21 protein-coding genes and 3 tRNA genes are annotated in these 24,280 nt (G+C 64.0%); 9 read left to right on the plus strand and 15 right to left on the minus strand.

Annotated elements, in window-relative coordinates:
- Nucleotides 1-4: 4 nt before the first annotated feature.
- The gene (locus DDE75_RS17760; protein WP_108502161.1) at nt 5-1,861 is read left to right on the plus strand and encodes a Hint domain-containing protein; all 1,857 of its coding nucleotides are present in this window, start codon (nt 5-7) and stop codon (nt 1,859-1,861) included.
- Here the strand turns inward: DDE75_RS17760 and DDE75_RS09535 are convergent.
- From DDE75_RS09535 to modA, 5 genes are all read right to left on the minus strand, one after another.
- Nucleotides 1,858-2,733: a helix-turn-helix domain-containing protein gene (locus DDE75_RS09535; protein WP_108502162.1), complete on the minus strand. Its 876-nt coding sequence runs from the start codon at nt 2,731-2,733 to the stop codon at nt 1,858-1,860. The genes DDE75_RS17760 and DDE75_RS09535 overlap by 4 nt on opposite strands.
- A 1,108-nt stretch (nt 2,734-3,841) precedes the next feature.
- Nucleotides 3,842-3,931 (minus strand) — tRNA-Ser (locus DDE75_RS09540).
- A gap of 107 nt (nt 3,932-4,038) precedes the next feature.
- Nucleotides 4,039-5,112, minus strand: coding sequence for a molybdenum ABC transporter ATP-binding protein (modC, locus tag DDE75_RS09545; RefSeq protein ID WP_108502163.1), 1,074 nt, complete (start codon nt 5,110-5,112; stop codon nt 4,039-4,041).
- Entirely contained in the window at nt 5,109-5,813 is a 705-nt protein-coding gene (gene modB / locus DDE75_RS09550; RefSeq protein ID WP_108502164.1) for a molybdate ABC transporter permease subunit, read from the minus strand. Before modB ends, modC begins: the two co-directional genes overlap by 4 nt.
- Nucleotides 5,806-6,573 carry a molybdate ABC transporter substrate-binding protein gene (gene modA, locus DDE75_RS09555; protein WP_245894683.1) on the minus strand — a complete coding sequence of 256 codons (768 nt, stop codon included), beginning with the start codon at nt 6,571-6,573 and terminating at the stop codon, nt 5,806-5,808. Before modA ends, modB begins: the two co-directional genes overlap by 8 nt.
- A gap of 329 nt (nt 6,574-6,902) precedes the next feature.
- Between modA and DDE75_RS09560 the strand changes: the two genes are divergently transcribed.
- The gene (locus DDE75_RS09560; protein ID WP_108502166.1) at nt 6,903-9,350 is read left to right on the plus strand and encodes a glucose/quinate/shikimate family membrane-bound PQQ-dependent dehydrogenase; all 2,448 of its coding nucleotides are present in this window, start codon (nt 6,903-6,905) and stop codon (nt 9,348-9,350) included.
- A 66-nt stretch (nt 9,351-9,416) separates the two neighbouring features.
- Here DDE75_RS09560 and DDE75_RS09565 read toward each other — a convergent pair whose 3' ends face one another.
- Entirely contained in the window at nt 9,417-10,298 is an 882-nt protein-coding gene (locus DDE75_RS09565; protein WP_108502167.1) for a LysR family transcriptional regulator, read from the minus strand.
- Between the two features lie 93 nt (nt 10,299-10,391).
- Here DDE75_RS09565 and DDE75_RS09570 point away from each other — a divergent pair, with 93 nt between their 5' ends.
- Complete coding sequence (locus DDE75_RS09570) at nt 10,392-11,570, plus strand: MFS transporter (RefSeq protein ID WP_108502168.1); 1,179 nt, start codon at nt 10,392-10,394, stop codon at nt 11,568-11,570.
- Nucleotides 11,571-11,614: 44 nt separating this feature from the next.
- On the opposite strand, the gene DDE75_RS09575 is transcribed toward DDE75_RS09570, so the two are convergent.
- A complete protein-coding gene (locus tag DDE75_RS09575) occupies nt 11,615-12,358 on the minus strand; it encodes an SDR family NAD(P)-dependent oxidoreductase (protein WP_108502380.1) in 744 nt (247 codons plus the stop codon).
- Nucleotides 12,359-12,564: 206 nt separating this feature from the next.
- Here DDE75_RS09575 and DDE75_RS09580 point away from each other — a divergent pair, with 206 nt between their 5' ends.
- The 4 genes from DDE75_RS09580 (at nt 12,565) to DDE75_RS09595 (ending at nt 16,259) form a co-directional block, all read left to right on the plus strand.
- The gene (locus tag DDE75_RS09580) at nt 12,565-13,260 is read left to right on the plus strand and encodes a GntR family transcriptional regulator (RefSeq protein ID WP_245894684.1); all 696 of its coding nucleotides are present in this window, start codon (nt 12,565-12,567) and stop codon (nt 13,258-13,260) included.
- A 136-nt stretch (nt 13,261-13,396) separates the two neighbouring features.
- Complete coding sequence (locus tag DDE75_RS09585; protein ID WP_108502169.1) at nt 13,397-14,383, plus strand: TRAP transporter substrate-binding protein; 987 nt, start codon at nt 13,397-13,399, stop codon at nt 14,381-14,383.
- Nucleotides 14,384-14,436: 53 nt separating this feature from the next.
- Nucleotides 14,437-14,976, plus strand: a complete 540-nt coding sequence (locus DDE75_RS09590) for a TRAP transporter small permease (RefSeq protein WP_108502382.1) — start codon at nt 14,437-14,439, stop codon at nt 14,974-14,976.
- Entirely contained in the window at nt 14,976-16,259 is a 1,284-nt protein-coding gene (locus tag DDE75_RS09595) for a TRAP transporter large permease (RefSeq protein ID WP_108502170.1), read from the plus strand. The genes DDE75_RS09590 and DDE75_RS09595 overlap by 1 nt, the downstream gene beginning before the upstream one ends.
- On the opposite strand, the gene DDE75_RS09600 is transcribed toward DDE75_RS09595, so the two are convergent.
- Complete coding sequence (locus DDE75_RS09600) at nt 16,211-16,795, minus strand: TetR/AcrR family transcriptional regulator (RefSeq protein WP_245894685.1); 585 nt, start codon at nt 16,793-16,795, stop codon at nt 16,211-16,213. The genes DDE75_RS09595 and DDE75_RS09600 overlap by 49 nt on opposite strands.
- A 182-nt stretch (nt 16,796-16,977) precedes the next feature.
- Here DDE75_RS09600 and DDE75_RS09605 point away from each other — a divergent pair, with 182 nt between their 5' ends.
- Nucleotides 16,978-17,541, plus strand: a complete 564-nt coding sequence (locus tag DDE75_RS09605) for a carboxymuconolactone decarboxylase family protein (protein WP_108502171.1) — start codon at nt 16,978-16,980, stop codon at nt 17,539-17,541.
- Between the two features lie 143 nt (nt 17,542-17,684).
- Here DDE75_RS09605 and DDE75_RS09610 read toward each other — a convergent pair whose 3' ends face one another.
- From DDE75_RS09610 to DDE75_RS09625, 4 genes are all read right to left on the minus strand, one after another.
- Entirely contained in the window at nt 17,685-19,949 is a 2,265-nt protein-coding gene (locus tag DDE75_RS09610; protein ID WP_108502172.1) for an adenosylcobalamin-dependent ribonucleoside-diphosphate reductase, read from the minus strand.
- Between the two features lie 103 nt (nt 19,950-20,052).
- Nucleotides 20,053-20,877 (minus strand): lyso-ornithine lipid O-acyltransferase, encoded by an 825-nt coding sequence (olsA, locus tag DDE75_RS09615; RefSeq protein WP_108502173.1) that lies wholly within the window; start codon nt 20,875-20,877, stop codon nt 20,053-20,055.
- The gene (gene olsB, locus DDE75_RS09620; RefSeq protein ID WP_472462635.1) at nt 20,874-21,659 is read right to left on the minus strand and encodes an L-ornithine N(alpha)-acyltransferase; all 786 of its coding nucleotides are present in this window, start codon (nt 21,657-21,659) and stop codon (nt 20,874-20,876) included. The genes olsA and olsB overlap by 4 nt, the downstream gene beginning before the upstream one ends.
- Nucleotides 21,660-21,802: 143 nt before the next feature.
- Nucleotides 21,803-21,982, minus strand: coding sequence for a DUF3553 domain-containing protein (locus DDE75_RS09625; RefSeq protein ID WP_108502174.1), 180 nt, complete (start codon nt 21,980-21,982; stop codon nt 21,803-21,805).
- A gap of 38 nt (nt 21,983-22,020) precedes the next feature.
- Here DDE75_RS09625 and DDE75_RS09630 point away from each other — a divergent pair, with 38 nt between their 5' ends.
- The gene (locus DDE75_RS09630) at nt 22,021-22,644 is read left to right on the plus strand and encodes a histidine phosphotransferase family protein (RefSeq protein ID WP_108502175.1); all 624 of its coding nucleotides are present in this window, start codon (nt 22,021-22,023) and stop codon (nt 22,642-22,644) included.
- Nucleotides 22,645-22,659: 15 nt separating this feature from the next.
- On the opposite strand, the gene DDE75_RS09635 is transcribed toward DDE75_RS09630, so the two are convergent.
- From DDE75_RS09635 to DDE75_RS09645, 3 genes are all read right to left on the minus strand, one after another.
- Nucleotides 22,660-23,925: a glutamate-5-semialdehyde dehydrogenase gene (locus DDE75_RS09635; protein ID WP_418304182.1), complete on the minus strand. Its 1,266-nt coding sequence runs from the start codon at nt 23,923-23,925 to the stop codon at nt 22,660-22,662.
- Between the two features lie 109 nt (nt 23,926-24,034).
- Nucleotides 24,035-24,111 (minus strand) — tRNA-Asp (locus tag DDE75_RS09640).
- Nucleotides 24,112-24,138: 27 nt separating this feature from the next.
- A tRNA-Asp gene (locus tag DDE75_RS09645) sits at nt 24,139-24,215 on the minus strand.
- Between the last annotated feature and the right edge of the window lie 65 nt (nt 24,216-24,280).

The raw sequence follows: 24,280 nt of genomic DNA on the forward strand, positions 1-24,280 counted from the left end.
GCAAATGGCACTGACCATCGTTGATCCCGCTACGGTTGAACTGGAACATCTTGCTGCCGTGGATGTGAAATTCTCGGGGGCGCATATCGGCGGGGGGATATATTTCAGCGCCAACCACGATCCTGCCCCCGGAGGAGGCAGCAAGGCCATTCCGCAGCGCAGCCTTGACGGCGAGGTTGAAGAGCACAAGACCAACGAGTTTGAATTCACCCTGCGCGGCGGCACCGCCCCCTGGGACGATTATCGCGACGACACCGACGGCGACGGCACCCTCGATTATGTCAAGGCCGGCTTCGACATCGGCCTGCAGGTCGGCCACAGGCTGGAATCGACCGGCCTTTTCTATGATGGACCGGCGGCGCCGCTGCTGATCGCCAATGATCCGAACGATCTTGTGGGGACCGTCACCATCACCGGCTATCCGGCGGCAAGCGTATCGCAGAACGGCCAGGACGGCGTGCTGCATCAGACCAGCGGCGATCTGCTGCCCGGCGGCTATACCGAACAGGACGTCGGCGGAGACATCGGCGGTTATTTCACCATCCTCGGCGCCGAGGCCGCGGGCGGCATGAGCGGATCGGGCAACTACCTGGATTTCGATCCCGACGGCGACGGGCAGTCGCAAACCTATCTGATCGGCGCCGTGGCGCGCGCGGGCACGGCCACGCTGCCGGACGGAGAAACGCTGTCGCTGGTGCAATCGACGTCGTTTTCCCCCCATTACGAGGATCTGGCCCAATCCATCCTGTCGCTGACCGGCACCAATATCCGTGTCGCCGATGATTTCCCGCGCATGACCTTGCTGTCGGCACAATCGTTAGGGGCCACCACGACCACGGTTCAGGGCCAGTTCTTCAACGAGGATATCTATGGCGGCGTCAATGACGACACGCTGTCGGGCGGGGATGGCGACGATTTCCTGACGGGCGCGGGCGGCGACGACCTGCTGGACGGCGGCAACGGGGAAGACACGCTGCAAGGCGGCGCCGGATCGGATACCTTGACGGGCGGCGGAGGAGCGGATGTGTTCCGCGTCGCCGCCGGGGGTCAGAGCATGATCACCGACCTGTCCAGCACGGATGGTGACGTCATCGACCTCAGTCCGCATTTCGATACCCTGGACGCGGTCATCGCCGCAGCGACCGAAAACGACGACGGATCGCTGGTCATCGCCCTGCCCACCTTATCGGGTGGCGGCAGCCTGATGCTGCCGGATATGACCATTGCCGGTCTGAACGACATCAACATCAATGTGGTCTGCTTCTGCGCCGACACCATGATCCTGACCCCGCAAGGCCCCCGCGCCATCCAGACTTTGCGCCCGGGCGATCTGATCACGACCCATGACGGGACGGCACGACGCCTGCGGGCCATGCACAGCCGCACCCTTGGCGCATCCGAGGTGGCGCTGCGCCCGAACCTCTGGCCGGTGCGGATCGCCGCGGGCAGCCTGGGGTCCGGGGTGCCTGCGCGGGATCTTGTCGTCTCGCCCCAGCATCGCATCCTGATCGACAGCCCCATCGCGCGGCGCATGACGGGTGATGCGACCCTGATCCCGGCCAAGGCGCTGCTGGCGATGGTGGGCATCGAACAGCCACGCCCTGTCGGACCGGTCACCTACCTGCACCTGGTCTTCGACGATCATCAGGTCGTCTGCGCCAATGGCTGCTGGTCCGAAAGCTTCTATCCCGGGAAGCAGGCGATGGGTTCCCTGCCCGACAGCTTGCGGCATGAATACGCGATGATCTTCCGATCGGACGAAAGCCGCCGCGCCGCGCATCGCCTGACGCAAGGCGCCAAGGCCAAACGGATGGTGGCGCGTCACATTGCCAACAACCGGGCCATGCAGGCCCGGGCCTAGGGCCAGGAGGCGAAGGTGTTGTCCGGGCTCTGCGGGCCGGGGTCGCGTCGTTGGCGGTTCGGGGAATACCCGGTCATCCGCTTGTAGAAGCGGCTGAAATAGGCGGGATCGGAAAAGCCCAGGTTCTTGGCGATATCGGCGATCTGCATGCCTGAATTCGTCAGAAGGACATTGGCCTCCTGGATGATTCGGGCGTGGATCAGCGCCAAAGGGGCCCGTTCGGTCGTCTTGCGCAAGATCGCACTCAGACGCTCGGGCGAGATCTGCAACTCCTCGGCATAGCGGGCAATGGGCCATTGCGCGCGAAGGTTCCGTTCGACCATCTGCAGAAAGCGCGTCGTGATCATGCGGTCGGAGGACTGCGCCGATTGATCCAGGGGCCGCGTCAACCGCCAGATGTCGATGCTGAGCACGGCGGTCAGATGGCGCACCACGTCGATGTGACCGGGCTGTTCGGCCTCCAACTCGGCGTGCAGACGCTCGAGGCAGCGGTGAAAGCGGTCCGCCTCGTCCGGCTCCAACCGGCTGGAAACGAATGGCAGGCTGACGATGGACCGCAGGCTGTCGGCCATGGGCCCGACGGCGATGGCCTGGGCAAGAGCCACTTCCGAAAGCGACAGGATCACGCCGCGGGTTCCTGCCTGCATGGTGATCGCAGTGCCGGCATCGGCAGGAAGCCAGATCATGCACGGAGCATCGAAGGGGACCGGACCCGATTGCAGGTGGACCATCCCCTGCCCCGACCGCAGCGAGATGGCCCGATGTCGCTTGTCACGGAAGGACCTTGCGCCGGAAGTCAGCTGGCTGTGGATCGGCAGAACCTCGACTTCGGGTGATACGGCCGTGCCGTTCAGTTCAGCGTTGTTGATCATGCCCTATGGTCGCCCCGGTCCAATGTCTGTTTCAATTCGGCCTTCGCGCGTGACGAAACGCGCAAGCAAGGCGACCGCAACGCGACCGCGCCATCTTGCCGATGCCTCCAATGCCCCCGCTGGATTCCCTGCACACTGCGGGGAATCGCTGCAAGTAGTTACTAATATGTATGCACCAAAATCAATGTATCGCCCCATCACGAGCGATCACACCTGATGAAAAAGACAGTCACGCGCGGCATCATGTCGGATCGACATCTGGTCACCGCCATGTCCGACAGGTCGTAAATCCCATGGAAGGGTGACGGCGCCTTGCGGTACGGTTCGGCCCTGGCTGAGTTTGCCGCCCGCTGATCGGCGGGACGACGGTATTCGGATATCTATCAAGCTATGCGTTAGGCGCCGCATATTCCATGCTGCAAAACGATTGCCGGTTACACCGCTTCAAGCTTCGGTTCATCTTATAGCGTCAAGATGCAGCGGCAATCCTACTGGGCTGTGTCCGAAGTGCCGCCAAGTTGAAACGATTGTCAGATGCTCCGTTTCACCCATGATTTACAGTAAAGGTTCTGTACAGCGCAGACTTCCAAGCACAGGGTGTCAACGTAGCATTGTCTTTCCCTAAGCTTGAGCCAACTTCCTAAAATCATGTGCTGGAACAAGTTTCCACCGAACGAGAGCTAGCTATCTGTCCAAGGCAGCACCTCGCCACCGTAACACCTCAGATCTTACGCCATATTGTTCGCGCAGCATCGAATCCCCTTGGTCGATACGAATTGGTCTACGCAGGTCGCCTGCAAAGCGGGCGATAAATTTTGTAGACAGCTGATACGTCAAACGAGTTTTCCGAGTTTGCTGCGACACGAAGTTTGCTACTCGTGGCAAAGAAAGTCACCTGTCTGTGAGACAACCTGACATCAAACGAACCATTGGGGTTTCTACTCGCCAAGGAAGTAGCATGCGCCTTGCATACCCCTGCGGTCATTGCGGGAAATGAAAAACCGAGGAAGATCGAGGAATTGCGCCATCGCCGAAGCGACACGGTTCGCAATTCAAACGCACCAGAGGCCGCAAACAACTCTCAGTGCCTATCGATACAGATGTTGGGTGGCGGAGACGAAGGGATTCGAACCCTCGAGACCCTTTCGGGCCTGCACCCTTAGCAGGGGTGTGCCTTCGACCACTCGGCCACGTCTCCGCTGATCCGTATATGGATGTCGCCAAGGGGTGACAAGGGCATTTTTGGCATATTTCCAATCTCTTTCGCCAGTTTTTCAGGCAAGCCTTGCGTACTGTCCGATCTACCTAGCCGCGGTCTGTCACGGCCACCGATTTGACGACGGCGTGCACGGCGATGCCAGGGGCCAGCGCCAGTGCCTTGGCCGATCGCGCGGTGATCCTTGCCAGAAGGTGATCCTGGCCGACGGCCAGTCGAACCAACACGTCGGGGCCGGTTCCCGGCGCTACGCTTCGGACATTTGCCGACAGGACGTTCAGGGCCGAGATCCCCTGCGGCCTTGTCAGGGACAGCATCACGTCACGGGCATGGATGCGCAGGCGCAGCGTATGGCCGGGCGCTGCATCCAGATGAGGCACCAGCAGTTCGCCCAAGGGGGTCGAAAGACGTGTCAGGCCGTCCGCGTCATGCGCTTGGACCCGGGCAGCGATGACCGAGCCTGCCTGCCCCTCGCCCAGATGGGCCGCAGTGTCCGGGTCCGACATCAGGCCTTCCAATTGCCCGGCCTGCATCACCTTGCCGTCCCGCAGGATGACCAGCGTGGTGGCCAGGCGGGCGACCTCGGGCATGGCATGGCTGACATAGAGGATGGGAATCCGCGTCTGATCGCGCAGGCGTTCCAGATAGGGCAGGATCTCGGACTTGCGGGCCTCGTCTAGGGCCGCCAGCGGTTCGTCCATCAGCAGCATGCGCGGGCGCGACAGCAACGCGCGACCGATGGCGACGCGTTGCTTTTCGCCCCCCGACAAGGCGCCGGGGCGACGCTGCAGAAGATCGCCGATCCCCAGGAGCGAGACGACATCCTCGAAGCCGATCCTGTCACCGTGGCTCGCGAACCAGCGGCCATAGAGCAGGTTCTGCCGCACGCTCAGATGCGGAAACAGACGGCTGTCCTGAAAGACATAGCCCAGCCCGCGCCGATGCGGCGGCAGGAAGCGGCCGGTAGCGCTGTCCATCAGATCGCGCCCGTCCAAGGTGATCCGTCCCGCTTCTGGTCGCAAGAGCCCCGCAACCGCATTGATGACCGATGTCTTGCCCGACCCCGAACGCCCGAACAGCGCCGTGACGCCCGCCTGCGCCTGAAAGTCGACGTCGAGCGTGAAGCCCGGAAAACGGTGACGGAGTGCGACAGACAGGCTCATGTCCCCGCGATCCTTCTGGCGATGGCACGCGCGACCCATTCGGACAGCAGCAGCGCGATCATGGCGATGGCCACGGCGATGGCGACAAGGCGCAGGGCGGACGCCTCTCCGCCCGGGACCTGCAGGAAAGAATAGATGGCCGAGGGCAGGGTCTGGGTCTGGCCGGGAATGTTGCTGACGAAGGTGATGGTGGCGCCGAATTCGCCCATCGCCTTGGCAAAGGCCAGAATGGCCCCGGCGATGATGCCGGGCAGGATCAGCGGCAAGGTTACCGTCAGAAAGACCCAGAGGCAGTTGGCACCCAAGGTGCCGGCAACCTGTTCCAGCCGGGGATCGACCGCCTCGATCGCCAGGCGGATGGCGCGGACCATCAGCGGAAAGGCCATGATCGCCGCCGCCAGCGCCGCCCCCGTCCAGCGAAACGCCAGCACGATGCCGCAGCAGTCGTCCAGAAACCCGCCAATGGGACCGCGCCTTCCAAAGCCCGCCAGCAACAGGTACCCCGTGACCACGGGCGGCAGGATCAGCGGCAGATGGACCAGCCCGTTCAGCAGTTGCTTGCCCCAGAATTGCCGACGCGCCAGCAGATAGGCCACCGCGATGCCAAACGGCAGGCTGACGACCGTCGCCCAAAGCGACACCTTGAGCGACAGGGCAACCGCCTGCCATTCCTGCAATGTCAGGCCAAGGGTATCATTCATCCCGGTCGATCAGGGTGAAGCCCTGTTTCTTGAAGACCAGCCCCGCATCGCGGCCCATCAGGTGGTCCAGAAACGCTTGCGCCTGCGGATGGCCGCCTGCGACAAGGGCTGCGGGATAGATGATGGGGTCGTGGGTGTCGTCGGGAAAGCGTCCGAGGACGGCGACCTGCGGCTCGGCTGCGGCATCGGTGGCATAGACCACGCCCAATGGCGCCTCCTGGCTGGCCACCAGCGCCAGCGCAGCGCGAACATTGTCGGCTTGCGCGACCTTGGCCGCCACGCCATCCCAAAGGCCCAGTGATTCCAACGCCTGTTTGCCATAGACACCCGCAGGGACGGAATCGACCAGTGCCATCGCCAGCTTGCCCTGACCCAGCAGCCCGGCAAGATCGAACCCCGGCCCCAGATCGACCGGGTCGGCCCCCTGCCCGCCGATCAGCACCAGGCTGTTGCCCAGCAGATCGACGCGACTGTCGGCGGCGATCAGGTCCTGATCCTGCAGCAGGTCCATCCAATCCACCGCTGCCGAGATGAAGATGTCTGCCGGTGCCCCCTTCTGGATCTGCTTGGCCAGCGCCGAACTGCCCGCATAGGACACCACGACCTGATCCTGAGCCCCCGCGTTCCAGTCGTCTGCAACACGGTCCAGTGCTGTCTTCAGGCTGGCCGCCGCGAAGACGGTGATCTGTTCGGCACGAAGGGGCGCGGCGAACGCCAGGGCGGTGATGAGCCCGAAGGCCAGTTTCGTCGCAAGGGGCATCGGCATTCCTGTCGGCGTTATGTTCCGGCGACCATAACACTCGATCGCGTGTCGGGTTGCAATCCGTTCCCCACCGGAACCGAAGCTCACGCAACCGTGTTGAAACCAAGGCACCCAGACCTGCCATGAGGCGCCTTCCGGCCATGACGGGGCGGGGCCGATTGATTGCGTTACATATCCATGAGGTTTAACAGGCCCGCAGGTTCGGCATGCAACGGTACATCATCGCGGCGTGATCCGGACCTTTTCTGATTTTCATGAATCGCATCCGGCACCCCTCCTCCTCTTTTCGTGCCCGATGCCGATATGGACAAAAAAGGAAGATCATCATGATGGTCTCATTCATGTCCTGCATTCTTGGATTGCTTGGTTTGGCGCTGGCCGTTGGCGGCACGAAACTGGCAATGCTGGGAGGCAGTCTCTACTATGTCATCACGGGGGTCGCGCTGCTGGTCACCGCCCTTCTGATGTTCTGCCGCAAGGCGGCCGCGCTGTGGCTTTACGCGGCCATCGTCGTGGGAACCCTGGCTTGGGCGGTCTGGGAAGTCGGCTTCGACTGGTGGCAACTGGCCCCGCGTGGCGGCATCCTGGTGCTGATCGCACTGATCCTGTGCCTGCCGGTCTTCCGCCGCGGCCTTGGCGAACGCACCGAGGTTGGCGCGCCGCGTGCGGCATCAGCCCTGCCCGTGGCCGCAGCATCGGTCGTGTCGATCGTGGTTGCTGGCTATTCTCTGTTCCAGGAACCCAGCCGCATCATCGGCGGGCTGCCGACCGAGAAGCTGACCACCGAGGCTAATACCGGCAACCCGATGGAAGACGGCGAATGGCACCAGTACGGCCGCAGCAACTATGGCCAGCGCTGGTCGCCGCTGGAACAGATCACGCCCGCGAACGTGGCCGATCTGGAACTGGCGTGGCAATATCAGACCGGCGACGTCAAGCGTCCCGACGACGTGGGCGAGACCACCTATCAGGTCACCCCGCTGAAGGTCGGCGACAGCCTCTATGTCTGCACGCCGCATAACATCGCCATCTCGATCGACGCGAAGACCGGCAAGGAAAACTGGCGCTTTGACGCGAATTCGGGGATGAACCCGGATCGTCAGCACCAGACCTGCCGCGGTGTCACCTATTGGCAGGCCCCCGAAGTTGCGGCCTCCCCCACCCCGGCGGAACAGCAGCCTGGCACTGATGATGCGGCAACCCCTGCCGATGCGGACCAACAGGACGCACCCAGCGACGATACCGCGATGCGGGCCGCTGCCGCTGCGGAATGTCTGCGCCGCGTCTATCTGCCCACCGCCGATGCCCGCCTGATCGCGCTGAATGCCGACAACGGTGAGGTCTGCAGCTTCTTCGGTGAAGACGGTACCCTGCGTCTGGAACGCGGGATGGAATACAACCCGGCGGGCTACTACTATTCGACCTCGCCCCCGGTTGCGGTCGATGGCAAGCTGATCATCGGCGGCGCCGTCAACGACAACTTCTCGACCAAGTCGCAGTCGGGCGTCATCCGCGCCTTCGACATCGACACGGGCGAGCTGCTGTGGAACTGGGACAGCGGCGCCCCCGAGGACACCACCCCCATCGATATCGAGGGTGGCGAGCGTTACACCACCAATTCGCCCAACAGCTGGTCGGTGTTTTCCGCCGATGAGGAGTTGGGCCTTGTCTATATCCCCACCGGCAACCAGGTTCCCGACCAGCTGGGCATGAACCGCACCCCGGAAGTCGAGGCGCGTTCCTCGGCCATCGTGGCGCTGGACATCGCGACGGGTCAGGAACAGTGGATTCGCCAGACCGTGCATCACGACCTGTGGGACATGGACGTTCCCGCCCAGCCGGTGCTGATCGACCTGACGCGCGACGGCGAGAGCGTTCCCGCCCTTGTCGGCCCCACCAAGCAGGGCGACATCTGGATCCTGGATCGCCGCACCGGCGAGCCGCTGAGCCCGCGCGACGAACTGCCCGCGGCACCCAGCAAGATCCCCGGCGAGGATGCTTCCCCCACGCAGCCCATCTCGGCGCTGACCTTCCGTCCCGACCGTCTGACGGGCGCGGACATGTGGGGCGGCACGATGATCGACCAGATGATGTGCCGCATCCAGTTCCACGGGTTGGACTACGAAGGGCAGTACACGCCGCCCTCGCTGAACGGCACGCTGGTCTATCCGGGCAACTTCGGGACCTTCAACTGGGGTTCGGTGGCTGTCGATCCCGAACGCCAGGTGATGTTCGGCATGCCGACCTATCTGCCCTTCACCTCGCGGCTGGTTCCGGCCAGCGAAATCCCCCCGAAGGGCGCGGATGAGAAGGCCAGCGAACAGGGGTTGAACCGCAACGAGGGCGCTGCCTACGGCGTCTTCATGGGTCCCTTCCTCAGCCCGCTTGGCGTGCCCTGCACGGCCCCGCCCTGGGGCTTTGTCGCCGGTGCCGATCTGAACAGCGAAAGTGTTGTCTGGAAGCACAAGAACGGCACGATCCAGGACATGACGCCCCTGCCCCTGAAGATCAAGCTGGGCGTTCCGGGCATCGGCGGTCCGATGATCACCCGTGGCGGCGTCGCCTTCCTGGGCGCGGCGGTGGACGACTATCTGCGCGCCTATGATCTGACGACCGGCGATCAGTTGTGGGAAACCCGTCTGCCCGCAGGCGGTCAGTCCACGCCCATGACCTATGAGCAGGATGGCGAACAATATGTCGTCATCGTGGCCGGTGGTCACGGCTCGGTCGGCACCAAGCCGGGCGATTACATCATGGCCTACAAGCTGCCCTGATTTCCCCGCACTGAAAACCCGAAATGCCCGGTCGAAGGACCGGGCATTTTTCATGTCGGGCTGTCGTCAGACGATACCCTCCAGCCAGTCCAGGAAAACGGCCAAACGCCGCAGTCCCGAGCAGCGCGTCAGGTAAAGCGCGGTGACATCCAAGGGATCGGCCAGCAGATCGTCGGTGAACAAGGGGACCAGCCGACCCGCCTCCAGATCCTCGGCGACCATGAACTGCGAAAAGCGGGCCACGCCCATGCCGCCCAGCACCAGTTGCCGCACCGCCTCGCCGTTGCCTGCGGTGACGGCGGTGCGCAGGATCACCGGCTCGGGCAGACCACGAAAGCGCAGGGTATTGATGTGATCGGGGGACTGGAATCGCACCTGATCCAGCCGGGCCAGATCGGTGGGCGCCTTTGGCCAGCCCATACGATCCAGATAGGCAGGCGCCGCCACCAGCCGCCATGGCGCGCGCCCCAGCCTGCGTTGCAGCATGGCACTGTCGGGCAGCGGGCCGAAGCGGATCGCGACATCGGCATGGGCGCCGATCAGATCGACCGGTGTGTCGGTCATTTCCAGCGTCAGATCGACCTGTGGATAGGCCCGGCGGAACTGCTCAAGACGCGGTGCCAGCACGTGCAGCACGAAGGGCACCGGCGCATTCACCCGCAACGGCCCCTGCGGGCTGCGGCTGTTCGACGCCAGCTCGGCCAGGGCTTCGGTGCGTTCCAGGATGTCGCGCGCAGCCTCCAGCAGGTCGCGGCCCTCGGGGGTCATCTCGATCAGCCGCGTCGTACGGCGCAGCAGGGCCACGCCCAGCTGCCCCTCCAGCCGCGTCACCGTCCGGCTGAGCGTCGATGGCGCCACCCCAAGCCGCCGCCCCGCTTCGGCAAAGCCACCGTCCTGAACCACGGCGACGAAGGCGGCAAGATCGCGTGTCTGGGGCAATTCGTGCATCTGGCGCAATGATCCTTTGCCAAGCTGTCCGTTCACGCAAAAGCCTAGCGCTGCCATCTGGGTCGGGAAAGAGAAAACCCACAGGAGTGTCCCATGCCCCTTGCCCTTCTGGCGCTGACCATCAGCGCCTTCGCCGTCGGCACGACCGAATTCGTGATCGTCGGCCTGATCCCCACCATTGCCGCCGATCTAGGTGTCTCGCTGCCCTCGGCGGGGCTGCTGGTCAGCCTCTATGCGCTTGGCGTGACCATCGGCGCGCCCGTTCTGACCGCATTGGCCGGGCGCATGCCCCGCAAGCGGCTGCTGCTGTCGCTGCTGATGCTGTTCATTGCGGGCAACGCCTTTGCGGCCTTCGCGCCGGGTTACGAGAGCCTGATCGTCGCCCGCTTCCTGACCGGCTTGGCGCATGGCGTCTTCTTCGCCATCGCATCGACCATCGCCACCAGCCTTGTGGCGCGTGATAAGGAAAGCTCGGCCATCGCGCTGGTCTTTCTGGGCCTGACCGTGGCACTGGTGACCGGCGTGCCCCTGGGCACCTGGATCGGCCAAAGCTTCGGCTGGCAATCGACCTTCCTTGGCGTCGTGGTTCTGGGCCTGATCGGGCTGATCGCCTCGGCCCTGCTGATCCCCGGCGATCTGAGCCAAGGCACGGCCCCGGGCCTGAGGGCGCAGATGCGCGTCCTGACCTCGCCCCGCTTGCTGCTGGTCTATCTGATCACCGCTGTCGGATACGGCGGAAACTTCATCGCCTTCACCTATCTGGCCCCGATGCTGACGCAGGTGACGGGCTTTGACGCAGGCGCGGTCAGCCTGGTGATCCTGCTTTACGGAGCCTCGGTCGCCATCGGCAACGTGGTTGGCGGCAAGCTGGCAGATCGCATGGGCGCAGTGCCTGCGCTGACGGTGATCTTCGTCGGACTGACGGCCGTCCTGCTGGCGCTTGGACTGACGCTGACATCCCCGGTCGGTGCCGTTGCCGCCATCGCGATCTGGGGTGGCTTCGCCTTCGCCAATGTGCCGCCCCTGCAAGCCTATACCGTGCAGATCGCGCGGCAGGTGGCCCCCGACGCGGTCGATGTCGCATCGGGGCTGAACATCGGCGCCTTCAACCTCGGGATTGCCTTCGGAGCCTGGGCGGGCGGCATCGCGGTCGAGGGCATCGGCCTTGCCGCGACCCCCTTCCTTGCCGCCGGGGTCGTCGCAGTCGCCGTCATGTTGATCCGGCTGGCGGGGCAGCTTGACCGCGCCCCTAACCCTTTACCGACCCGGTAACCAAACGGCCCTTGCCCTGCCAGCGTATGGCAGGGCTTCGGCGCTTAGCTGAACAGCATTCCGCCATTGATGTCGATATTGACGCCCGTCATGAAGGCGCTGTCTTCCGATGCCAGGAAGGCCACCGCATTGGCAATATCGTCAGGAACCCCCTGACGCTTGACCGGAGCGGCAGCCTCGAACCCGCGGCGCGCCTGATCCGGCGTGAAGATATTGTGGAAATCGGTGTCGATCATGCCGGGGCAAAGACCGTTCACGCGGATGTCGGGGCCCAGCTCCTTGGCCAGGCTGCGCGTCAGCGTCATAACCGCCCCCTTCGAGGCCGCATAGGCCGCCGATCCCGCACCGCCCCCATCGCGCGCTGCCTGGCTTGCGATATTGACGATGGCGCCCTTCTGCATCTGCGCGACGGCCGCCTTGGTCATCAGGAACACGCTGGTCAGGTTCAGCTGCAAGACCTTGTTCCAATGCTCCATGTCCATCTCGCGCAGGGTCTTGCGCGCAACCAGCCCGCCCGAGTTGTTCACCAGCACGTGCAAACCGCCGAAGGTATCTACCGCCGTCCGGACCAGCGCCTCGACCTGCAGCGGGTCCGTCAGATCGCCCGGAACCGCCACGGCATTCCCCCCGGCATCCCGGATGCAGGCCACGACCCTTTCGGCGCCCTCGGCCGAGGCGTGATAGTTGATGACCACATTCGCCCCTTCGGCGGCCAGCTTGATGGCGCAGGCTGCGCCGATATCGCGCCCTCCTCCGGTCACGATGGCGGTTTGTCCCTCAAGTCGCATGGCATCTTCCTTTCGTTTCCGCGTCCGGACCAGCCAGACGATCCGGGGCCGAATATGGACGGGTTCGCGCAAGGGGTCAATTCTTGTATCCAAGTTTGTATCCAAGGTATTTCCGCGCTGACCGCACCTGCGCTGCCCGCAACCAAGGAATGACTGGCGATGCCGCCTCCAAGCGGATTATAAGACCCTGACCCCAAGGAATGCGCATGACCAGGATGATCACCCCGACCCAAGACAAGCGTGGCATCGTCGATGAGATCGTCGATTTCCTCTATGCCGAGATCACCAGCCTGCGCCTCTTGCCCGGCACGCGCATCTCCGAGCCGGATATAGCCGAGCGTTTCGGCGTATCCCGCCAGCCCGTCCGCGACGCCTTCCGGCGCCTGGAAGCGATGGAGCTGATCCTCGTGCGGCCCAAGAAGGCAACCGAGGTGCGCAAGTTCTCGGCCCTGGCGATCGAGAAGAGCCGTTTTCTTCGCGCCGCCGTCGAGGCCGCCGCGTTGCGCGAAGCGGCCAAGAAATGCGGGAAAGCCGATGGATTTCAGTTGGATGCCTGCATCGCCATGCAGCACAGGGCCTTGGCGCAGAATGATCATGCGGGCTTTGGTGTGCTGGACTATGAATTCCACCAGCAGATCTGCCAGATCGGTGGCGTGCCCTATGCCTTCGACGTGATCCGCGCGGAAAAGGCCAAGGTCGACCGCCTGTGCGTTCTGGGCCTGGCCAAGGAACGGCGCATGCCCGAACTGATCGCCGACCACGAGGCCATCGCGGCCGCGATCAAGGCCAACGACCCCGAAGCCGCAGCCAGTGCCGGGATGCTGCACCTGTCGCGTCTGGACGAAACCATCGCCGCCATTCGCATCAACAACGCGGCCTATTTCGAGGACGATCGCAGCTGAGTTCGCGATGCAGGCGGACGTGCCGGCACGACACCCTACGAATCATCTTGTATCCAAGATTGAAACCAAACATGCTGTTCCCCAGCCTCGGGCGTTTGAGGAGACGCCCGGCAGATGTCATCAAGGGTGGAACCGCATGACCATGCTCGCTGGTATCACCCGCACCACCGCCATCGTCGCGCTTTCGGCGGGCTTTGCCACGGCCACCACGGCGCAGAACCTGCGCGGCTGGAACATCCACGTCGAGGATTACCCCGTCTCGATCGCGATGGAATCCGTCGTCGACGAGATCACCGAAAAGACGGAAGGCGAGGTCACCGGCAAGGTCTTCCACAACGGCGTCCTGGGCGATCAGCCCGATGCCATCCAGCAGATACGCCTTGGTGCGCTGGACTTTGGCGAATTCAGCCTTGGGCCGATGGGTCCGGTCGTGCCCGAAACCAACGTCGTCTCCCTGCCCTTCATCTTCGCCTCGGTCCCAGAGATGTATCGCCTGATGGACGGCGAGGTCGGTGATGCCATCGGTGCCGGCATGGAGGCCAAGGGCATCAAGGCGCTTGGCTGGTATGCCGCCGGGGCGCGCAGCTTCTACAACTCGGTCCGCCCGATCAACACGCCTGCCGATGTCGAGGGCCTGAAGATGCGCGTCATGTCGAACGATCTTTTCGTCGACATGATCTCGGCGATGGACGGCAATGCCACCCCCATGGCCTTCGCCGAGGTCTATCAGTCGCTGAAGACCGGCGTCGTGGACAGGGCCGAGAACAATCCGCCCAGCTATGAATCGACCAATCACTACGAAGTGGCCAAATACCTGTCGCTGACCGAACACCTGATCATCCCCGAATGCCTGTGCATGTCGCTGAAGACATGGGACAAGCTTAGCCCGGACCATCAGGACATCGTCATGGCCGCGGGTCGCGCCAGCGCCAATTATCAGCGCGAGCTTTGGGCCGAACGCGAGGCCGCCAGCCTGGAAACCGTCAAGGCCGGCGGAACCGAGGTGAACACGGTCGAGAACAAGGCCCCGTTCCAGGATGCCATGACCCCCGTCTATGACGGTTTCCTGCAGGCGAACTCCGAACTGACCGATCTGGTCGCCCTAATCCGCGACGCCCAGTAGTGCCGCAAAGGGGGGCTGCCTTGGGCGGTCCCCGCCTTTCGAAAGATCCGATGATGAGACAAGAACCGATCCTCTACCGGCGGGTCGAACAGGGCTTGGACCTTGTTCGAATGCTGTGCATGGGCGTGGCCTCGCTGGCGCTCGTCGTGCTGATCCTGACCTTCGGCTGGCTGGTCTTCGGCCGCTACGTGCTGAACGTGACGCCCACCTGGGTCGAACAGCTGGCGCTGCTGCTGATCTGCCATATCGCCTTTCTGGGCGCCGCCGCAGGCGTGCATGAGGACACGCATATCGGCGTCACGCTGTTTCGCGACATGCTGCCGCTGCCGGTGCAGAAGCTGGTGATGATCGGGATCGACTTCGTGCTGGCAGGGTTCGGGGCGCTGATCCTGCTGGCCGGGTTGGAACTGATGGCCTTCGGGATGGACACCGTGCTGCCGATGCTGGGACTGCCCGAGGCGGTCCGCACTGCCGCGATCACAAGCCTTGGGGGGTTGATGATCCTTTTCGCGGGCCTTCGCGGCCTGCTGCGCATCCTGCGTTTCGGGGCCTGGTCGCCCCAGGACGATCCGCTCGATCAAGGGGTCATGTAATGGGATTGGCGATACTTCTGGGCATCTTCGCCGCCGGCGTGGTCGTCGGCATGCCGGTGGCCTTCGCAATGGGACTGGCGGCCGCCTCGGCCTTCGCGTTCGAGGGCTTTCCCGCCGTCATCACCTTCCAGCGCGCCACGGCCGGTGTTTCGGTCTTTTCACTGCTGGCCATTCCCTTCTTCATCTTCGCGGGCGAGGTCATGCTGCACGGCGGGATCGCCCGGCGGCTGGTCCGGCTGGCCTCGGCGCTGGTCGGGCACCTGAAGGGTGGATTGGCGATGGTCAACATCTTCTCGTCGATGCTGTTCGGCGGGATCTCGGGGTCTGCCGTGGCCGACATCTCGGCCTTGGGTTCGCTTCTGGTGCCGGTGATGAAGGAACGCGGCTATCGCCCCGATTTCGCGGTCAACGTGACGGTCACCAGCTCGATCGCAGGAATCGTCATCCCGCCCAGTCACAACATGATCATCTATGCCGTGGCGGCGGGGGGCGGCATCTCGATCTCGGGGCTGTTCCTTGCGGGCGTCATTCCGGGCATGCTGATGTGCGTCTGCCTGGCGGTCGCGGCCTATGTCCTGTCGATCAAGCACGATTATCCGGCCGAGCCTTTCCCCGGCTGGAAGGCCGTGGGCCGGTCCGCGGTCGACGCCCTGCCGGGCTTCATGACGGCGGTGATCATCGTGGGCGGCACCCTGTCGGGCATCTTCACCGTCACCGAATCCGGTGCTTTCGGTGCCCTCTATGCCCTACTGCTGACGGTGTTCTATTACCGCAGCCTCAGCTTCAAGGCCTTCCTTCAAGCCGTGACGGGGGCGGTCCGGACCACGGCCATGGTGATGATCCTGATCGCCTTCGCCAGTTCCTTCGCCTATCTTCTGGCGCTCTACCAGGTGCCCGAACAGCTGTCGAACCTGCTGGTGACCATCTCGGACAATCCGATCATCATCCTGCTGATGATCAACGTGATCCTGCTGCTGCTTGGAATGATCATGGACATGGCGGCGCTGATCCTGATCTGCACGCCGATCTTTCTGCCCATCGCCAAAGGACTGGGAATGGACCCCCCGCAATTCGGCATCATGCTGCTGATCAACCTTGGCATCGGACTTTGCACGCCGCCGGTCGGGACCTGCCTCTTCGTCGGCTGCGCCGTCGGTCGTATCAAGATGGAGCAGGCGCTGAAGTCGATCTGGCCGTTCTACCTGGCGATCTTCGTGGCGCTGATGCTGGTGACCTATGTGCCCGCGGTCTCGCTCTGGCTGCCCTCGGTGCTGCTGGACTGAGGCAGGCGCCCGATCTCGGCGGCAAGATCCTGGCACAGATCGTGCATGCGCTGCGGGTCGGTCTCGCGCTGCGCCTGCACCTTCAGGCCGAAGATATAGGTCTGAACGCGGCGGGCCAGCCGCGCGGTATCGACCGAGGGCGGCAATTCGCCCTTGGCCTGCGCCGCACGCAGGGCCGCGCCGATCACCTGTTCGACGCGGTCCAGATGCGCGGTGATGAAGGAACGCAGATCTCCGTCCTGCGGTACCTCCAGCAGAGATTTCACCAGCATGCAGGCCGTCGAGGGGCGGCTGCAGGGCGTCAGCTCCGACAGCCCCTCAAGATGCCGCTGCAGGGCTGCAAGGGGCGAGGGACTGGACTGGATCATCGCCTGCATCTCGGCGGTCATGCGCCCGGCATAGCGGTCCAGCGTGGCGCGAAACAGCGCCTCCTTGCTGTGGAAGGCCGCATAGATCGAACCGGGCTTCATGTTCAGCGCTGCCTCTAGGTCCTTTAGCGAGGTGGCATGATAGCCCTTCGCCCAGAAAAGGGTCATCGCCGCTTCCAAGGCGGCCTCGCGATCATATGAAGCAGTGCGTGCCATGACCCCGATGTAAGGCGGCATGGGGCCCAAGCGCAATGCCATCACGATTATTTTGAGCGATCGTTCAAATTACATCTTGAGCAATCGTTCAAGAATGACCAGTTTGACTGCATCACTCAAGGAAAGGCCACAAGATGACCAAGTTCGAACGTCTCGACGAAACCAACGCCCCCGCCGCCTCGGTCCCGCTGATCGAAAAATCGAAGGCCGCCTTCGGTCGCCTGCCCGGCCTGCACGCCGTCATGGCCCAAGCGCCGTCGCTGCTGGACGGATACCAGGTGCTGCACCGCCTGTTTGCCGAGGAAACCTCGTTCGACGCCGAGGAAAAGACCGTCGTCTGGCAGTCGATCAACGTCTATCACCAGTGCCACTATTGCGTTCCGGCCCATACCGGCATCGCGAAGATGATGAAGGTCGACGACCAGATCACCGACGCCCTGCGCGATGAGACGCCCCTGCCGACCGACAAGCTGGAGGCGCTTCGCACCTTCACGCTGAAGATGACCGACAGCCGCGGCAACCCGACCGAGGCCGATCTGGAGGCCTTCTATGCCGCGGGTTATGGCGAACAGCAGGTGCTCGAGATCGTGCTGGGCATCGCCCAGAAGGTCATGAGCAACTATACCAACCATCTTGCGGACACGCCGGTCGACGCCCCCATGCAGCAATTCGCCTGGACGCCCAAAGCGGACCGCTGATCCGATCACCTGACGACAGGGCGGTGGGGCAAGGCCTTGCCGCTTTGTCATCATCCCGGTCCAATCAGCAGGAAAACGGCCCCGGAGTTTCCTCCGGGGCCGTTTCATATCACATGCCCTGCGGCGATCACCGATGGTTCAGCTCAGCCGCACTTGGAATGGCCGCAGCTGGGGCAGGTCATGCACCCCTCGACCATCCGCATGCCGAACTGGCCGCAGCTGGGGCAGGACGGGCCGCGAGGAGCCTCGCCCACGGCCATGACTTCGGCCTTGGGATCGGTCTTCAGGCCCAGACCTTCGCCGGCCAGGAAGCCGGTCTCGATCAGGTGGCGTTCGATCACGCCGCCGATGGCCGCCAGGATCGAGGGCACATAGCGCCCCTGCATCCAGGCACCGCCGCGCGGATCGAAGACCGCCTTCAATTCCTCGACCACGAAGCTGACATCGCCGCCGCGACGGAAGACGGCCGAGACCATGCGCGTCAGTGCGACGGTCCAGGCGTAGTGCTCCATGTTCTTCGAATTGATGAAGATCTCGAACGGGCGGCGATGGCCGGACTGAACGATGTCGTTGATCGTGATATAGATCGCGTGTTCGGACCCCGGCCACTTCAGCTTGTAGGTCGCGCCTTCCAGGGCGGCGGGACGGTCCAGCGGCTCGGTCAGATAGACGACATCGGCGCCGGTATCGGCCTCGGGGGCCTCCTCGGTCTTTTCGCTGACCGACAGGACCGAACCCGTGACGTCGTTCGGACGATAGGTCGTGCAGCCCTTGCAGCCCAGATCCCAGGCCGACATGTAGACGTCCTTGAAGGCTTCGAAGCTGATGTCCTCGGGGCAGTTGATCGTCTTCGAGATCGAGCTGTCGACCCATTCCTGTGCGGCCGCCTGCATGGCGACGTGATCCTTGGGGGCCAGGGTCTGTGCGTTCACGAAGTAATCGGGCAGTTCGGCGTCGCCCTTCAGATCGCGCCACATCTGGACGGCGTAATCGACGACCTCTTCCTCGGTCCGCGAACCGTCCTTCTGCAGGACCTTGCGGGTATAGGCATAGGCGAAGACCGGCTCGATCCCCGAGGACACGTTGCCCGCATAAAGGCTGATGGTGCCGGTGGGCGCGATCGAGGTCAGCAGCGCGTTGCGGATGCCGTGCTTGGCGATGGCGTCGCGCACATCCTTGTCCATCTTGGACATGAAGCCCGAGGCCAGGTACTTCTTGGCGTCGAACAGCGGGAAGGCGCCCTTCTCCTTGGCCAGATCGACGGATGCCAGATAGGCCGAGCGTGCGATGGCCTTCATCCAGGCGCGGGTCTGCTCGACCGCGTCATCGGCGCCATAACGCAGGCCCAGCATCAGCAGCGCGTCGGCCAGACCGGTGACGCCCAGACCGATGCGGCGCTTGTTCTGTGCCTCCAGCGCCTGCGCCTCGAGCGGGAATTTCGAGGCGTCGACGACGTTGTCCATCATGCGGATCGCGGTGCGGACCAGATCGTCCAGCGCCTCGGGGTCCAGTTCGGCGGCATCGGTGAAGGGGTTCTTGACCAGACGCGCCAGGTTGATCGAGCCCAGCAGGCAGGCGCCATAGGGCGGCAGGGGCTGTTCGCCGCAGGGGTTGGTCGCCGCGATCGTTTCGGCATAGGACAGGTTGTTGGCCTTGTTGATCCGGTCGATGAAGATGACGCCCGGCTCGGCGTAATCATAGGTCGCCTTCATGATCCGGTTCCACAGGTCCAGCGCCTGAACGGTGCGATAGACCTTGCCGTCGAACTTCAGCTCCCACGGGGCATCGGCACGGACGGCGTCCATGAAGTCGTCGGTGACGAGGACCGACAGGTTGAACATGCGCAGGCGGGCGCTGTCCTGCTTGGCCTCGATGAACTGTTCGACGTCGGGGTGGTCGCAGCGCATCGTGGCCATCATCGCCCCACGGCGCGACCCGGCGGACATGATGGTGCGGCACATGGCGTCCCAGACATCCATGAAGGACAAGGGACCGCTGGCATCCGCCGCCACGCCCTTGACCGCCGCGCCGCGCGGGCGGATCGTGCTGAAGTCATAGCCGATGCCGCCACCCTGCTGCATGGTCAGCGCGGCTTCCTTCAGCATGTCGAAGATGCCCGACATGCTGTCCGGCACGGTGCCCATGACGAAACAGTTGAACAGCGTGACCGAACGACCCGTTCCGGCACCTGCCAGGATGCGACCCGCGGGCAGATACTTGAAATCCTCCAGCGCCGAGAAGAACTTCTCTTCCCACTTCGCCGGTTCCTTTTCCACGCGCGCCAGATCGCGCGCGACGCGGCGCCAGCTGTCCTCGACCGAACCGTCGACCGCCTGCCCTTCGGCGTCTTTCATCCGGTATTTCATATCCCAGATCTGTTCGGCGATCGGCGCGGCAAAGCGGGTCATCTTGGCATCCTTATTGTGTTCGGCGATTGGAGCTACACCATATATGGTGTGATTTGGGGTGGTTTATACCCAAGATGAACCAAGGGCAATACGGCGAAAATGACTATTTTAAGACCTGTTCCGACCGCACCGCGACTTCTGCCTTGGACGACAGGGACTTACGCGTTTCACCTAGAATTGGCAGCGGATCTCGCAGACAAACGACCACCGACCCCTGCCGCTTGACTGCCAGCACGTTCAGCAGATGCGAGCCCAGATCCATGTCGGCCCACCAGGCATAGAATCGCGGATCCTCGCCGGCAGGCGCGCGGTATATCGCGGTCATCGGCTGGATGGCCAGATCCTTCGGCAGGTCCTCGGCCAGAAATCCTTGGAACAGGGTCGCCTTGAAGGGCAGCACCCGCAGACCATCCGAGGATGTGCCCTCGGGGAAGAACAGCAGCCGGTGGCCGGCCCGCACGCGGGTGGCGAACTCGGCCGCCTGCTGCCGGGCCAGGCGCGGGTCGCGGACGACGAAATGGGTGTTCGTCACGCGGGTCAGGATGTTGATGCCGGGCCAGCCGGCGACCTCGGACTTGGCGACGAAGAAGACCGGCATGGCGGCATTCATCACCAGGATGTCCAGCCAACTGGAGTGATTGGCCACGACCGCCCCCGGCCCGCGCATGGGCCGACCCTCGCGCGACCAGCGGATGCCGAAGCAGATCAGCACAAGGCGGCAGACCAGCTGCACATGCGGGCCGGTCCAGGGGCGGCGCATGCCGTGGATCAGCCGCTCTGCCCCGCGCAGGGGCAGCAGCGTGATCACTCCGATCAGCAGGACCATGACGGCGGGCAGCATGCGGCGCAACACGCGCAGCCATGCCCGCAAACCCTTCGGTCCGGGCAAGGGTCGGGGCGGACTGTCGCGCCAGGTTGCCTGCATCATGGCGTCTGCCGACGGCCTTCGTAAAACTGCTTGTGGCGCGGCGACATCAGCGAGGTGTCCATCATCAGGAAGACATCGGTGGTGTTGAAGGCGCGATCGACGAAGGCACCCTCGCCCACCAGACCGCCGACGCGCAGATAGGCCTTGATCAGCGCGGGCATGCCGACCATCGCCTCGCGCCGGTCCAGACGGTCGGGGGCGATCAGGTCCATGTCGACGAAACCGGCAGGCTGCGCCCGGGCGCGCAGTTCGGGCGGCGCAAGGTGGTTGTGATGCAGCCAGCTGAGCGAGGGTGCCAGCATCGCGACATCCGTGCCGTGAAAGCTGGCGACGCCGAAGAGGATCTCGATCTTCTTCTCCAACACGTATTCCGACAGCGCGTTCCACATCAGGAACATCGCCGAACCGCCCCGATAATCCGCATGGACGCAGGATCGGCCCAGTTCCAGCAAGGGACGACCGCTGTCGCGAAGGGGCGTCAAGTCGTATTCGGTATCGCAGTAAAAGCGCCCGAAGTCCCGCGCCCGATCGCTGGTCAGCAGGCGATAGACGCCGACGACATGATCAAGGTCATCCTCGCTGCGGCGGGTGTCTATCAGGCAGAGATGATCGACCACCGGATCGAACTCGTCGCACTCCAGCCGGGCATCGTGATCGACCATCGGTCCGGTGCCGCCCAGCTCCTCGACGAAGACGCGATACCGCAGGCGTTGTGCGGCCATCAGGTCACGCGAGGTTTCCGCAAGACGGATCTGGAAGAAGGACGGTTCGGCGCGATTCACGGGGCCTCGGCTCTCATAGGGTTGCGCCTGTCTAGGAAACGCGGGGCATCATTGCAACATGGCAGCCCGCCGATCACCCCTGAAGGCAAGGTTACGCTTGCGTCACGCAACCCAAGGTTGCAAGGTTTCCCCATGAAACCAAATCAGATCCCGTTGAACCGCACGATGGACAGCTGCACGCGCTTGCCGTCGATGACCTGCTTGCCGGCCTCGGCGAAGTTGATGGTGATGCGGTCGCCGATGCGGGACTGGACCTGCCCCTCGCCCCATTCGGGTGCACCGGGGTGACGCACGATCATGCCGGGTTCCAGTATCTCATTCACCGGGAAAACTCCTTCAGATACAAGGATGATAGACAATCATGACGGTCGATACAACGCGGATCGCTGCGGGCGATCTGGCCGCCTTGCTGGGATCGCGCCTCTGCCACGACCTGGTTTCGCCCCTGGGCGCCATCGGCAACGGGGTCGAACTGCTTGAGATGTCGCCGGATTTCCCCGACATCGCACAATCCCCCGAAATGCGCCTGATCGCCGAGGCGGTTGCCGCCGCTCGGTCGCGCATCCAGGGATACCGCATGGCCTTCGGCATGGCCTCGGGCGATCAGCGCATCCCGCGTGCGGAACTGTCGCGGCTGCTTGACGGGGTGGCGGCGCAGGGGCGTTTGACCATCACGCTGGACGCCGAGGGCGATTTCGCCCGGACCGAGATCAGGCTGGTGATGCTGTCCTTGATGTGTCTGGAAAGCGCCATGCCTTGGGGTGGGCGCGTGATGGTGCTGCGCAATGCGCCCGGCTGGCGGCTGGTGGCCGATTGCGACCGCGCGCGGGTGGACCCGGACCTCTGGGCTTGGCTGGACGGCGGATCGGCCCGCACGCCCGCAGCATCCGAGGTGCATTTCGCCATGCTGGCCGAGGCTGCGCATTCCGCAGGCAAGCGCCTGACCCATGAATTCGACGAGAAGGGCGGCGAGATCAGCTTTTGATCCCGCCGCGCCCGGTCAATTGCGAATGGTCCCGTCGCCCGTGACCAGATACTTGAAGCTGGTCAGCTGCTCGGCACCCACCGGCCCGCGGGCATGCATCTTGCCCGTGGCGATGCCGATCTCGGCGCCCATCCCGAATTCCGCCCCATCCGCAAACTGGGTCGAGGCGTTGCGCATCAGGATCGCGCTGTCCAACCCCGCGAAGAAGCGTCCCGCCACGGCATCATCCTCCGTCAGGATCGATTCGGTGTGCTGGCTGCCGTATTCGCGGATATGGGCGATGGCCTCATCGACCCCATCCACCAGCTTGGCGGCGATGATCATGTCCAGGAACTCGCGCCCGAAATCGTCGGGCTGGGCGGGAACGGTGCCGGGGATCTGAGCCAGCTCACCCTCGGCGCGGACCTCGACGCCCGCTTTCAGCAGATCCTCGATCAGCACGGGACCGTGGGCGGCATGGAACGCCCGGTCGATCAGCAGGCATTCCGCCGATCCGCAGATGCCGGTGCGGCGGGTCTTGGCATTCAGCACCACCCGACGCGCCTTTTCCAGATCGGCGGCGCCATCGGCATAGACGTGGCAGATGCCTTCCAGATGCGCAAAGACCGGCACACGCGCCTCGCGCTGGACCAGACCAACCAGCCCCTTGCCACCGCGCGGGATGATCACGTCGATCAGCCCTTGGGCCGCCAACATGGCGCTGACCGCCGCGCGGTCGCGGGTCGGCACCATCTGGATTGCCGCTTCGGGCAGACCGGCGGCACGCAGACCCTCGACCATGCAGGCATGGATCGCGGCACTGGAATTCAGGCTCTCGGACCCGCCGCGCAAGATCACCGCATTACCGGATTTCAGCGCCAGCGCCCCCGCATCCGCCGTTACGTTCGGGCGGCTTTCATAGATGACGCCGATCACGCCGATGGGCGTGCGCACCCGTTGGATATGCAGCCCCGAGGGCCGATCCCATTCGGTGATGACCTGCCCCACCGGATCATCCTGTCCTGCCACGTCGCGCAGACCTTGGGCAATCGCCTGCAACCGCGCCGGGTCCAGCCGCAGCCGGTCCATCATCGCATCGCTGAGACCCTTGTCGCGGCCGAATTGCAGGTCCTGTTCGTTGGCGGCCAGGATCGCGTCGGTCCGGGCGATGACGGCATCGGCGGCGGCCATCAGCGCGTCCCGCTTGGCTGGTGCAGGTGCCTGAGCCAGTTCGACCGCGGCCTTGCGGGCCGCCGTGCCAAGACCGTCGATCAGTTGCTGCGCCTTTGCCATATCCGTCATCTTCATCCCCCTGCGCGATCGCGCGTGAAAACCATGCAGCACGAATGCTGCACCCCCGCGGGGGCGACCGTCCGGTCAGGCTGGCAAATTTTCGGGAAAGGTGAAGAAATGGCGCGGTTGACGGGGCTCGAACCCGCGACCCCCGGCGTGACAGGCCGGTACTCTAACCAACTGAGCTACAACCGCGCATATCTTCGGACGACAGATGAGTTGTGGCGCGGTTGACGGGGCTCGAACCCGCGACCCCCGGCGTGACAGGCCGGTACTCTAACCAACTGAGCTACAACCGCCCAACTCATCCACTCCAGCGTTCGTCCTCTGGAGTAAGGCGGTGTCTACTGACAGCGGGCGACCC

The organism is Paracoccus indicus (assembly GCF_003056335.1).
GTDB classification, from domain to species: domain Bacteria; phylum Pseudomonadota; class Alphaproteobacteria; order Rhodobacterales; family Rhodobacteraceae; genus Paracoccus; species Paracoccus indicus.